The following is a 12,081-nucleotide window of genomic DNA, read 5'->3' on the forward strand; positions in this document are numbered from 1 at the left end:
CATCCGGTGTGCCGGGAAGCCTGGTCGGCAATGCGTTGCGCGTTTGTGCGTTCCGCATTTGTTCCGTCATGAAAGGCTCCAGCATGTCTCTCCGTGGGCAGGCTCGCCCTGCTGGCGCGCCCTTCGGTGCTTCCCGTGGCCCGCGCCGCTCGGTCCTCTTCTTCGCGTTCGCCTTCGCGGTCATCGCCGACCCGGTGTCATCCGTCGCGTACGCCATCGAGGCGGCTCTGCGGGCCCTTGACGGTGACCTGGCACTGCTGTTGCCGACCATGTCACTGGTGGTGGGCCTGGTCGTGGTGGTGACCGCCAACTACTGGCAACTGGTACGTCGTTTCCCCAAGGGCGGGGGAGCCGCGGCCGCGGCCGGGCGGGCCTTCGGGCCCCGCTGGACCTTCCTGCCCATCGGCGCGCTGGTGGTGGACTTCGTCCTGACCATCGGCATCTCGATCTCGGCGGCGTCCAGCGCGGTGATCGCCCTGTTCCCCGAACTCGCGGTGGCCCGCATCCCATTGGCCCTCGGGCTGCTGGTGCTGGTGGCCGGGCTGACCTGGTTCGGGCACGGCGGCCGGCTGCTGTTCGCGGTGATGACCGTGCTGTTCGTCGTGGTCTCCGTCGCCGTGCTCGTGCTCGGCTTCGTCTCCCCGCACGAGACGGGGCACGCCGCGACCAGCACCGACCCGGGCCGGTCGGCGGTGCTCGCGGTGGTACTCGCCTTCCCCGTCGCGATGGCCCTGGCCACCGGCGTCGAGGCGCCGTCGACCGCGATCGCCCAGCTCGGCCAGCTGGATGACAACCACCGGCGCCGCTTCGGCCGGGGCACTCTCGCCCTGCTCGTGGTGATCGTCGGCGGGCTGACGATCGCGCTGACCGCGCTTGCCGTACATCTGCACGTCGGCATCCCGGGTGCCGACTCCACCCAGATCGCCGACATCGCGCACGCGGCGGCAGGCCCCGGCTGGCTGTATGGGGCGTTCCAGCTGACCAGTTCGCTGCTGCTGCTGGCGGCTGCCAGCTCGTCCTTCCAGGCCGGACCCGGTCTGCTGAAGGCCCTGGCGGGCACGGCGGGCGCGCCGGGCGTACTGCCGCCGGTCCTGGGACGTACGAACAAGCACCACACCCCGTACTGGTCGGTGGTCGCCTACCTGGCCGCCGCTGCCGTGATCATCGTCGCGGCGGCCGGCCAGGAGCAGAAACTCGTGCTCTTCTATGCGGTCGCGGTCTTCGTCAGCTTCCTGGTCGGCCTGCTCGCCATGACCAGCTTCGCCCGCACCGAGAAGAAGCCGGCACTGGCCTGGGTCAACGCCCTGGCCGCGGCGGCCGTCGCCTTCACCCTCGCCGTGAACCTGCTGCGCGGCTGGCCGATGCTGTCCCTTGCGGCCACTCTGCTCATCGCCGGCGGGCTGTATGCACGCTGGGTCCGGGCCGGGCGGCCCACCGGGATCGAGGACGTGGAGAGCAAGTCGGAGTCGGTGGCCTGACGGGTGGCAGGGCCCGCGGTGCATCCGGGGCCCGGCCGGAGCGGCGGAGGCGGAGGCTTTCCTGCGTTCCCGGGTCCTGCGTCCCGGACCCGGGGAGGAACCAGGCAACGGGCTGAGGGAGTCTAGGGGGCGTGGTGTCACTTCCTCAGCAGGTCCAACTTCCCGGCCCGGTCGCCCATATGATCGTCTGCGGCGACGACGCACTCGCGCACCGGCTCGCGGCCGAGCTGCGTCAGCTCTACGGGGAGCCGGTGACTCTCGTCGTGCCGCCGGGGACCGGGTACGGCACTCGGCGGCCGGCGTCGCCGGGCCCACGCGGCGAGTGGACCTCCGCACTTCTCGGCCGTATGACGGCAGCCGTGGCGCGCAGGGGTGTCATCCCCGACGAGCAGGCCGAGGCCGTAATCCTGTTGGAGGCGGACGAGCCTCATGAAGAGGTGCTGCGGGAAGCCGGGGTGGAGAGGGCCGAGGCGCTGGCGCTGGTCTACGACGACGACGAGATCAACATCCGGGCGGCGTTGACGGCCCGACGTCTCAACCCCAGGCTGCGGCTGGTGATCCGGCTCTACAACAGGAAGCTGGGCCAGCACCTGGAGGCGCTCCTCGACCAGGCGGCGGCGGTCGCCGATCCCGGGATCGATCCACAGGTCCTCGACGCATCCACCACCGTGCTGTCGGATGCGGACACCGCGGCCCCGGCGCTGGCCGCCTCGGCGATCGCCGGCACCAGCAAGGTCGTACAGGCCGACGGGCTGCTGTTGCGGGCTGTCGAACGCACCCCGCCGGGCCGGGGCCAGGTCGCCGACGAGGGGCTGTGCACCCTTGCCCTGCTGTCCTCCACCGTCAACGACCCGGCGGGCAGCGAGGGTTCGGACCGCAGCGGAACCGCCGGTCCGCAACTGCTGCCCGACGCGCGCACAGTGGCAGCGGCCACGGGGCGGAGAACCGTTGTCCTGGAAGCCATCGCCCCGGCATCAACCTCATCACCGCCGCGCGGTTGGCAAGCCCCCGGTGTCCCGCTCGGTTCACTCTTCTCCCGTCGGCTCCTCTGGTCCGTCGCCGGTATCGGAGCAGCCGCGCTCGGCCTTGCCGTGTCGTCCTGGCTCACCACCGGCGGCAGCCCGCTGCACGCCGGTTATCTCACCCTCCTCGATCTGTTCGCCATCGACGACCCGGCGGTCGCCGAACCGGCCAGTCGCAAGGTGATCCAGCTGTTCACCGGGCTCATGGGCCTGCTGCTCCTGCCGGTCCTGGTCGCCGGGGTCCTGGAGGCACTCGGCGCCTTCCGCAGTGCCTCCGCCCTGCGCCGCCCGCCGCGCGGACTGTCCGGCCATGTCGTCCTCCTGGGGCTGGGCAAGGTCGGCGCCCGGGTACTGGCCCGGCTGCTCGAACTGGGCATCCCTGTCGTCTGCGTGGAGAACGATCCCCAGGCTCGGGGACTCGCGCTCGCCCGTCGCCTGCACGTTCCGGTCGTCCTCGGAGATGTTGCGCAGGAAGGCGTACTGGAGGCCGCCCGGATCCACCGGGCGCACGCCCTGCTCGCCCTGACCAGCTCCGACACCACCAACCTGGAGGCCGCCCTCTCCGCCCGCTCGGTCAAGCCCGACCTGAGGGTGTCCATGCGGCTGTACGACGACGACTTCGCGACCGCCGTCTACCGCACCCTGCGCGCCGCCCACCCGGACGCCGTCACCCGCAGTCGCAGCGTCTCCCACCTGGCCGCACCAGCCTTCGGCGGCGCCATGATGGGCCGCCAGATCCTGGGTGCCATACCGGTCGAGCGCAAGGTGCTGCTCTTCGCGGCGGTCGAGGTGGCGGGCCACCAGGAACTGGAAGGCCGCACCGTCGCCGAGGCGTTCCGGCCCGGCTCCTGGCGGGTCCTGGCCCTGGACACCTCTGCCCCGGGCCATCGCACCCCGGATCTGGCCACCGCGCGATCCATTGGGTACGAGCCGGCCGACCGCCCGGCCGACTTGGTGTGGGAGCTCCCCGACGGCTACATCTTGCAGGCCCAGGACCGCGTGGTCCTGGCCGCCACCCGCCGCGGCTTGGCCGAGCTCCTGGGACGGCGCTCGCTGCCCCTGAGACCGTGAGCAATCCGACCCGGGAGGGCACGAACCCAGCAGGCTGCGACTGGGTCCGACCTCCGCAGCCGTACCCGCTGGATACGGCTGGGCTCGGGGCGAAGACGCCGCCGGATCCGCCGATGCCGATCGTCAGGGTGGTCGCGAGGATCTTGCCGGCCAGCAGGAGAAGCAGGAACCCGGCCACTATCCGCCCTGCGCGGCCTTCTGCAGCACCGGGTAACCGACCCCGTACATCTGAGGAAGCGTCAGAAGCAGGACACCCAGCAGGATCCCGCCCGCAGCGGGGCGCAGCCACTCAGGTCCGCGCCAGACCCAGTCGCAGACGTCCTCGACGCGGTACAGGACGCGGGTGAAGCCAATATCGACCATGCCCGCGACGATGCTGAGCAGGGCGAACCCGCTGCGCCGCACGCGACCGGAAGCCGTAACCGGTTTTCATCGACCTTTACGAGAGGGCCCCAGGGCGGAGCCGATCTGCACCGATCGGACCCTCGCGTCCCACCGAGCCGCCCGAGCCTATGCACAGTGCGGAAACGACAACAGTCGATCTCGCGGCACTGAGGCCGCTCGTGGAGGGGTCGTCTGTTGCGGGTTGCCGCAAATCAGCGGTTCGTGGTGGCAGACGGGTCGGGCCAGCCCAGAGGGTGGAGGTCCTGCGCCGACCGGGGGACTGCGGGCTCGCCGGCCGCCTCGGCGAACGCGGTCAACGCGTCCACCAGAACGGCACGCTGGGCAGGCGCCACGCGCTCGACGATCGTCGCGATCTCGGCACGCCTGTGGGTGGTGACCTCCTCGACGATGCGGCGTCCCCGTTCGGTCAGCGCGAGCATGGTCTCGCGCCGGTTACGGGGGTTGATCTGCCGGTCGGCGAAGCCGACAGCGATCAGCCGGTCGACCATGCGCATCGCGGTGGAAGGGTTGACGCCCAGCCACTCGGCGACCTCCACGAGCTTGGCCGTTCCGTGCGTGGACAGCGTCACCAGCAGACGGAACTGCGGCAGCGTCACACGGTCCTCGACGGCCGCCAGCGAGCGCGCGGAGACCGCGACCAGGACCCGTGAGGCGGTCAGTACCGCACGGGTCACCGCGTCGACATCGTCTGTGGCCCCCACCGGGTTCGTGCGCTCGGTCATACCGTCCTTTCTATCCTGGAGAGTGCCTGCCCCACCACGACCGCACAGTGATCACCTCGTCGACCCGGCGCGCGGGGCGTCACCCGAGCGTCTCAGGGACTCCCGGCACGAGCCGGCGAAGGGCCTCCCCGAGGCCGGCGGTCGTGAAGGCAGTGGTGACCTGGTCCCGGTCCTCGGTGAAGTGTTCCCACGACGTGTAGTGCACGGGGACGGCGGAGCGGGCCGCGACCACGACCAGATCGGGCCGGCGAGCGAAGAGATCATGACCTCAATATGCGTGCGGGCGCTGCCCGCCGACCAGCGCGAACACGACGACCTGGACGAGGACGTCGCCCGGCTGTCCCCGCTCCACCGCGCAAACCTCAGCATGCTCGGCCTCTACAGCTTCCAGGGCTCCAGCCCGGCGGCCGGCGGCCTGCGGCCCGCGTCCGCTGCGCGATCCGAACGAGCCGGTCCTCGATGAAGACGAGGACGACGTCTCGGACGGCTGACCCGCCGTGTCCGTGGCCGAGTGCTGCGGTGTCAGACTCCGGTGAGAGCGCGGGAGACGTCCACCAGGTGCTGGGTGACCGTGGGGTCGAGCGCGATGGGGGTGCACTGCTCGAAGCGGCCGGTCTTGCTCCAGTAGGCAGGCGTCGTCCAGTCGTCGCGGCGGACGGCTTCGACGACGTTGCGCGCGGAGGTCTCGACGGTGTCGAAGACGACCGGTCCGAGGACCTTGGCGCCGGCCCGCATGTACCAGGGGGCGCTGCGCAGGATGTCGGTCTTCGCGGCGCCCGCGTTCACGACCCCGGCGGCGAGGCCGGGTTCGGTGCGGGTGAGGTGGGCGGCGTAGTGGTGGTTGGCGAGTTGGGCCGGCTTGCGGTCGCGGGCGAAATTGAACGAGTCGAACGTGGGGAACCGGGTGAAGTCGGCGTCGTCGGTCGGCGGGATGGCGGCGGTCATTCATGACCACGGTCGGCCGCTCGGAGTGGCGCAGAGCGGGCAGGAGGAGCTGGGTGAGGTGGTAGCGGCTGAGGTAGTTGACTGCGAAGAACGGGTGGAGCCCGTCGGCCGTGCGGCTCTCCTGGGTGGTGAGTACGCCGGTGGAGTGGATGAGGGCGTCGATGCTCTGGTGCCGGTCCAGGATCCGGTGGGCGGCGTCGCGGGCGCCCGACAACGAAATCTTGACGGGGCATGGGCCGGACTCGTCCGTCCGGCCGCCCCAGAGCCTCAGGGCAGTGGGCTTCCCCTTGTCCAAGAACACCCAACGCGCCGCCTCGGGTCGCCGCCGCGCTCCCGGCGAGTGGGTCATCGATTTTCGCGATGTGCGGCGGATCGACGCAAACGCCGCGATCGGACTCATTAGCGCGCTCCGCCGCTCGGGTTCCGAGTACAGCAGTGTGACGATCCGGGACGCCTCCTCCGACGTACGGCCGGTACTTCGACAGATTGGCGCGGAGAGGGTGTTCACCTTCAACGCCTGAGGGCCCGTCAGTGGTGTAGGCACCTCGGCGCGCGCCTGCGGAGCGTGCCGGGTGGCTGGCGGCCCTTATGACCGGCAGAGGTCGACGCAATGGCGCCGGACTCGCCACTGGCACAGTGAGTGCCTTCCGTCGGATCCCCGATTCGGACGCACCGTGCAGCCTGGTGGGGCATCGTGGCCTCAGGAGTCTCGGCGAACGGCGGTAAACGGCGGCAAACGGCGACGGACACTGGACGTGGCGAAGCGGCCCAAGTAACGGGGCCCGGGGGCGCCTTGCACCCTCCCCTGTGCAAGGGTGGCGCGATGACTCGGAAGTGACTACGGGGGCGGGGAATCGGTGAAGAATTGGGCACTGCGGCACCGCAAGTGGCTGTGGGGCTTGGCTTGTACGGCCATCGTCCTGGTCGTTGTCGGATTCTCGGTCCAGGCTCCGGTAAAGGACTGGTGGCTGTCACGTGAGGCATGCGACCACAAGCTGCCCAGCGACGATCTGCGAACGGTGCGTACGGACGCGCGGCTCGGGGCGGAGCGGCAGTCCTTCGACAAGGATCGTGGCGAGTACCACTGCGTGCTGACGGACGACAGGGACAAGGTCGTAGTCGCTGTCGACGCGTACTTGGACCAAGCAGGTCAGAAGAAGGAGCTGTCGTTCGTCGGCACCGGCCGTCCACCGCACGCGGTGCTGCCCGGTGGTCTGCCCGGCTTCGAAGCCGAGAACAGTCTCGTCTACCTCATGCCCCCGTGCCCGCGCGCCGGCAATGAACCCGGCCAAGGACCGCGGCGGCTACTGGTGGGAACGTGGACGTACTTCGCCGAGAGCCGTCAGGAGAAAGCGGCGATGCTGCGACTGGCGGTACGGATGACGAACATGGTGAGCGAGAAACTCGGTTGTGGCGGTCGGCCGCTGCCTGCTCCGCAGGACGGAGCGGTACCGGACCTCGGCGCCTACGTGCCCCGAGCAGAGGCGAAAGGCACCGCCTGCGACGCTCTCGCCACCACCCATGTCCCGGCCGACGGGCTCGAACGCAAGGTCCGCATCGCCATCGCCGACGGCGGCATCGTCGGCCGGTGCACCCTGAACGCGCCAGGCGAGGGAACCAAGCCCGGCCGGCCGCTCGTCGAACTCACCAGCTGGCACGGCGACTGGGGGCCGCACGTGCGCGAGATGGGATCGGGGCCCGACCCGCTGCCGATGGGCGACGGCGCCTGGAAGCCATCGTTGACCGAGGACCAGGCGTGGGCGATCGCCAGCTGCGACGGTGAGAACACCGGCTTCGCCGCGCACTGGGGCTACGGCTACTCGGACCGGGGTGAGGGGCAGAAGGAATACCACCCTCCGACGGCCGCCGAGCGTCATGAACAGCGGGTGTCGTTGCGCGAGTACGTGACCGCGTTCGCAATGGACCAGGTCCGGCTCGGAAACTGCACAGAGCTACGGCTGCCGCCGGAGCCGTGAGACGTACCGCCGATTCAGCGCGCCTGCGCGAACACCCAGTTCATGGGTTGGCCAGTGAACCGAACCAAAGGGAGACAGGCATGGCCGTGTGGGGGCTGGTCATGGAGACGACCGTGGGCTTGGGGGAACGCAAGCACACCGAGGCTTCCGTCATGCAACACGTGGAGGGCAGCAGACAGGAGGCGCTGGCCGAACTGGAGGCCCGCGCCCGCCGGCACGAACCCGAACACCCCAGAAGTCCGCAGCGCCGCCGTCTGTTCCGAACATGTGACGGGCTTCTTCTCGTCGTGGACGGCACCTGGCAGTCCTTCAGTACGCGCTTCACCCTGGCGGAGTTGGTCGAGGACTCGGCGGCGCCCGTGCCCACAGCAACGCCGGAACCACAGCCGGAGCCGGTGGATGCGCAACTACCGGAATCCGAGGGCACCACACCGCCGGTTGTGGGCGACTCGAGTCCGGTGGAGCGGTACAACGACGGCGTTCCGGTCAAGCCTTCCTGGCTCGGGCGTACTGATCTGGCATGACCGACAGGAGATCGAAGGTCCTCGACGACCACCACCAACGCCTTCGCTGACCGCCTGATCCATTACCGGGTCCAACACCTCGAAGAAGGCGTGGCGTCACGCGACGGCCCTGGCCGAGTACATCAGCGCCGCCCACCTCAACCCGAAGTCCTGCCGGCTGGACTGCAAACGGACCAGGCCGAGGCGTGAATCGCCTGGGCCGACAGCCCCACGCAATGCCTGAGCCCGAGCGGGCGCATCCAGTTCGTCCAGCCGCCCGGCCAACAGAGCGGGCATGTCGCGCTCTCGGCTGGTCGCGAACTGATCCGGCTGAATGACCTGCCAGGTCACGTCCAGATCGGCGGTGAAGTCGAAGGCGTCGTTGTCGCTGGGTAGCGGCACTGACGCGGTGCAGGAGTGAACGCCCATGTCCACTTCGTAGACGGCGGTGTACCGTCCTGCGGCGAACTCCGACGGGGTGGGGCGATGGGGCGGAAGAAAGGCGTCGTGCCCGCCCTCGTTTGTGGTCAGGACCAGGGCTATCGACCGCATCGACCCGGGGCCGTACGTTGAGGTGTGGGCCACCCGCAGTCGCTGAGCGTGAACGCCGAGGCTCGGGATGCCTCTCGCGGCCGTCGCCCCGCGCTCTGAGGGTTCATCTCGTGGCACGGCACGGCGGAGGGTCACTTGGGAATGGTCGAGGCGATGTCGTCGAGGGTGGTGTCCCTGACGAGGCCGGTGTCCTCCAGGACATCCATGTGGTCCTGGACGGTGTTGTTGGCCTGCGTTGCCAGTCGCCGCACCAAGGAGTTCTTGGTGCCCGCGCGCACCTCACCGATGGTGATGAACACCTTGCCGTGGGATGCCCGGAGGAGGTCCACGAAGAGCTGGTCGAAGGCTTCGCCACGCGCATTTTCCAACTGGGTTACCCAGCCTTGTTGTTCGGCGGTGGCCTGGTCGGGAATCGGCACGTTCAGCGCCGCGGAGTCCTCGCGGACCAGCTGATCGAGCGTGCTGTGCCCGTCGAGCAGATGCATACCAGCGCGTTTGATGGCTTCACTCGATGCATGCGTTTGGGCGAGCCGGCCCGCCGGCATCTCCCACAGGCCGGCTTGTCGGACCTTGGTGAGGAACGTCTTGTCCAACTCGGTGACGGCACCCGTGTTTCCCGCCCTCGGGGCGGCTTGGCCGGCCCCCGACACCGGGAGGTTCGCGGAGACTGACTCGTGAGCGGAGCTGTTTGTCTGCGCGAGCCATACGGATACGGTGGCGATGACTGCCACGAGAGCGACGGCAACGGCCGTCAGGCGGCCGCGACGGGATGAGAGCCTCGGATTCCGCGCATGAGATTTCATCATGCCTCCTGGAGTGCGCGACGGTTCATCGGGCGGACGCTGTTGCCCCTGGGTGTGCCGGGGCATGAGCCACGCTAACCTTTGCACTGGGCGAACGATTTGATTCAGCGAAAGTGCTCAAATGCGCGCAGCGCGCAGCTGCCGTCGCCTATGATCCCCGCTTCCTCTTGCAGCCCCAGCCGACCACCGTCGGCCGGATGGCAGCCGTCGAGGCACCTTCGCAACGGCTCGCTCTCGAACGGCTGGGTCGGTGCTCAGCGCGGAGTCGGCGCGTGGATGTGCCGCTAGAGACCGAGCCGGCCTCTAGCCGAGGGATCGGGGTGTTCGGCCAGCGCGAGGACGGACGTGGGGTCGTCGAGGCCGAGGCGTACGGCTGAGCGACGAGGTCGGAGTGCCTCGGTTCGATGATCGGAGCGGGTATCTTCGCCGCACTCGCCCCGGCTGCCGGCGCGGCCGGGTCCGGTCTGCTCGTCGGCCTGGCGCTCGCCGCTGTGGTGGCCTACTGCAACGCCACGTCCTCAGCCCGCCCGTTACCCCCCAATCCGGCGGAGCCTACGTCTACGGCCGCGAACGCCTCGGGAATTTCTGGGGCTACCTGGCCGGGTGGGCTTTCGTGGTCGGCAAGACCGCCTCGTGCGCGGCGATGGCCCTGACCCTCGGTACCTATGTGTGGCCCGGACAGGCGCACGCGGTAGCGGTCGCCGCTGTCGTGGCGCTCACCGCGGTGAACTACGCCGGGGTGCAGAAGTCAGCCTGGCTGACACGGGTCATCGTCGCCTTCGTGCTGGCAGTCCTCGCCGCCGTGGTGACCGTCTGCCTGACCGGTGGAACCGCCCACACCGCCCGGCTGGACATCGGCGCGGACACCACCGTCACAGGTGTGCTCCAAGCCGCCGGGCTGCTGTTCTTCGCCTTCGCAGGCTATGCGCGCATCGCCACCCTCGGCGAGGAAGTCCGCGACCCCGCCCGCACCATCCCCCGCGCCATCCCGATCGCCCTGGGCACCACCCTCGTGGTGTACACGGCCGTCGCCGTCGCCGTCACCGCCCTGACCGTCCTGGCTGCCGTCCATCCGCGTTTCCACGTCCCCTACCGCGCCGAACTCGCCGTTGGTGCCGTCGTCGTTGTGCTCGCCGCGACCGTGGACGTGCGCGGGGCGATCGGCTTCTCCTCCTTCGGAGTGCTGGCCTACTACGCCATCGCCAACGCCGCGGCCTTCACCCTCACTCCCGCCGAAGGCTGCCCGCCACGTGCGGTACCCGCCCTCGGCCTCATCGGCTGCATTGTCCTGGCCTTCGCCCTGCCACTGGCATCAGCTGCCTCCGGCGCGGCGGTCCTCGCCCTCGGCGCCGCCGTCTACGGCTTACGTAAGACCATCAACCCCAGCTGAGCACTCCACGGCGGAACCCTGCCAAACCACCAAAGCTCCCATGACTGACACTCACTCTGGCCCGTACTCAGTTGATCGAAGAAAGCCTCCACCTCGGCCTGCTCCCACTGCCACGGGGTGCTCATGGGGTGAAGCTGGTCAGTCGTCGGACCAGTGAGGTTCTGGGACGGATCTTCGACTCGAAGTCCAGGAACCCGGTGCGCTGCTGCCGTGCCCAGCCTTCCAACAGTGCTTCCGAGACTGCGGGTCCAGGTGTACTTGCCGTCGGCAAGGAGCAGGTACGCAGCCCCCGGTAGATCCTCGACCACGCTCACGTTGCATCTGACGCAACATCGTTGAGTTGACAACGACATGTCGGGGCCCGGAGGTCCTGGTCGGGGGCGGGGGTGGTGCGTAGAGTCCTGCTTGGTGTGCCGGGAAGTCTGGTCGGCGATCGCTTTGGCGATCCTTTTTGCCGATCTGGAGGTTCCCGTGGCGACGTGTGAGGCGGTTTCCTACTGCTGCGGCCGGCACATCCTGTTCCGTTCCTGGTGCCCCGGAGAGGGCCGGGAACGGCCCTGGCGGTGGGCGCTTCATCGTGTGCGAGGAGCCGCTGATGCGTGCCCGTGATCTGGCCGAGCCCTATCCCAGCATCGCCGAGGGTGATCAGGCGCTGGCCGCCGCGCGGCTGTTGGCCGAGCAACGGCTCCCGGCCGTCTTGGTGCTGGACCCTTACGGGATGCCGAGAGCGATCCTGCCCGCCTCACAGCTGGTGCGGTTCCTGGTGCCGGGCTATGTGCTGGAGGATCCGGCGCTGGCTGCGGTGATCGACGAGCCGCACGCGGACCGCCTGTGCCAGGCGCTGACCGGGCGCACGGTAGCCGACGTCCTGCCGAAGAACGCGGGCCCGCCGGCGATCGCGGACGCGGAGGACACCGCGGTGGAGGTCGCCGCGCTGATGGCGTCCTCGCGCAGTCCCCTGGTCGCGGTGGTCGAACATGGCGCCGATCCCACGGGCGGGGACCGGCTGCTGGGCGTGGTCAGCGCGTCGCGGCTGCTGGAGCGTCTGCTGGGTGTGGTGTGAGCAACTGGCACGCATGGGCGGCGCTAGTGCTGAATTCCTCAAAGGCAGTAGACGTAGCGTCGGCGTCGGTGTCGGGTGGGTGGGGCGGGTCTGCCCCAGATCCAGGGTTTGGCGCGGGCGTTGAGTTGGGTTGTCGCGAGTTCGGTGGCGT

General features: G+C 69.5%; 12 protein-coding genes and 2 pseudogenes. 8 read left to right on the forward strand and 6 right to left on the reverse strand.

Translation table 11 applies throughout. The annotated features are described in order from the left end of the window. The first annotated feature begins 83 nt into the window (after nt 1-83). Nucleotides 84-1,478 carry an amino acid permease gene (locus tag O3W51_RS40740; RefSeq protein ID WP_198359035.1) on the forward strand — a complete coding sequence of 465 codons (1,395 nt, stop codon included), beginning with the start codon at nt 84-86 and terminating at the stop codon, nt 1,476-1,478. Nucleotides 1,479-1,657: 179 nt separating this feature from the next. After that, a complete protein-coding gene (locus O3W51_RS40745) occupies nt 1,658-3,571 on the forward strand; it encodes an NAD-binding protein (protein WP_198359074.1) in 1,914 nt (637 codons plus the stop codon). Between the two features lie 52 nt (nt 3,572-3,623). Here the strand turns inward: O3W51_RS40745 and O3W51_RS49100 are convergent. The 3 genes and pseudogenes from O3W51_RS49100 to O3W51_RS40760 form a co-directional block, all read right to left on the reverse strand. Continuing rightward, nucleotides 3,624-4,103: pseudogene (locus O3W51_RS49100) on the reverse strand (chloride channel protein); the annotation flags it as partial. Between the two features lie 64 nt (nt 4,104-4,167). Next, entirely contained in the window at nt 4,168-4,698 is a 531-nt protein-coding gene (locus O3W51_RS40755) for a MarR family winged helix-turn-helix transcriptional regulator (protein ID WP_198359034.1), read from the reverse strand. Between the two features lie 79 nt (nt 4,699-4,777). After that, nucleotides 4,778-4,930, reverse strand: coding sequence for a hypothetical protein (locus O3W51_RS40760; RefSeq protein ID WP_198359033.1), 153 nt, complete (start codon nt 4,928-4,930; stop codon nt 4,778-4,780). A gap of 30 nt (nt 4,931-4,960) precedes the next feature. Between O3W51_RS40760 and O3W51_RS40765 the strand changes: the two genes are divergently transcribed. Continuing rightward, nucleotides 4,961-5,161 (forward strand): hypothetical protein, encoded by a 201-nt coding sequence (locus O3W51_RS40765; RefSeq protein ID WP_198359032.1) that lies wholly within the window; start codon nt 4,961-4,963, stop codon nt 5,159-5,161. 59 nt (nt 5,162-5,220) lie between these two features. Here the strand turns inward: O3W51_RS40765 and O3W51_RS40770 are convergent, their stop codons facing one another. After that, a complete protein-coding gene (locus tag O3W51_RS40770) occupies nt 5,221-5,643 on the reverse strand; it encodes a hypothetical protein (RefSeq protein WP_198359031.1) in 423 nt (140 codons plus the stop codon). 275 nt (nt 5,644-5,918) lie between these two features. Between O3W51_RS40770 and O3W51_RS40775 the strand changes: the two genes are divergently transcribed. The 3 genes from O3W51_RS40775 to O3W51_RS40785 all read left to right on the forward strand — a co-directional run bounded on the left by O3W51_RS40775 (nt 5,919) and on the right by O3W51_RS40785 (nt 8,143). Beyond that, a complete protein-coding gene (locus tag O3W51_RS40775) occupies nt 5,919-6,164 on the forward strand; it encodes an STAS domain-containing protein (RefSeq protein WP_198359030.1) in 246 nt (81 codons plus the stop codon). A 336-nt stretch (nt 6,165-6,500) separates the two neighbouring features. Beyond that, nucleotides 6,501-7,619, forward strand: coding sequence for a hypothetical protein (locus O3W51_RS40780; RefSeq protein ID WP_198359029.1), 1,119 nt, complete (start codon nt 6,501-6,503; stop codon nt 7,617-7,619). 80 nt (nt 7,620-7,699) lie between these two features. Next, a complete protein-coding gene (locus tag O3W51_RS40785; RefSeq protein ID WP_198359028.1) occupies nt 7,700-8,143 on the forward strand; it encodes a hypothetical protein in 444 nt (147 codons plus the stop codon). A gap of 96 nt (nt 8,144-8,239) precedes the next feature. Here O3W51_RS40785 and O3W51_RS40790 read toward each other — a convergent pair whose 3' ends face one another. Together O3W51_RS40790 and O3W51_RS40795 are read right to left on the reverse strand one after the other, a co-directional pair. Continuing rightward, nucleotides 8,240-8,551, reverse strand: coding sequence for a hypothetical protein (locus tag O3W51_RS40790; RefSeq protein WP_198359027.1), 312 nt, complete (start codon nt 8,549-8,551; stop codon nt 8,240-8,242). A gap of 254 nt (nt 8,552-8,805) precedes the next feature. Next, nucleotides 8,806-9,267 carry a DUF4142 domain-containing protein gene (locus O3W51_RS40795; protein ID WP_232486054.1) on the reverse strand — a complete coding sequence of 154 codons (462 nt, stop codon included), beginning with the start codon at nt 9,265-9,267 and terminating at the stop codon, nt 8,806-8,808. A 614-nt stretch (nt 9,268-9,881) separates the two neighbouring features. Here O3W51_RS40795 and O3W51_RS40800 point away from each other — a divergent pair. Together O3W51_RS40800 and O3W51_RS40805 are read left to right on the forward strand one after the other, a co-directional pair. Beyond that, nucleotides 9,882-10,867 (forward strand): annotated as a pseudogene (locus tag O3W51_RS40800) (APC family permease). Between the two features lie 595 nt (nt 10,868-11,462). Then, nucleotides 11,463-11,930, forward strand: a complete 468-nt coding sequence (locus O3W51_RS40805) for a CBS domain-containing protein (RefSeq protein ID WP_198359025.1) — start codon at nt 11,463-11,465, stop codon at nt 11,928-11,930. Nucleotides 11,931-12,081 lie beyond the last annotated feature (151 nt).

This window comes from Streptomyces sp. H39-C1 (assembly GCF_027158125.1).
Taxonomy (GTDB): Bacteria; Actinomycetota; Actinomycetes; order Streptomycetales; family Streptomycetaceae; genus Actinacidiphila; species Actinacidiphila fildesensis.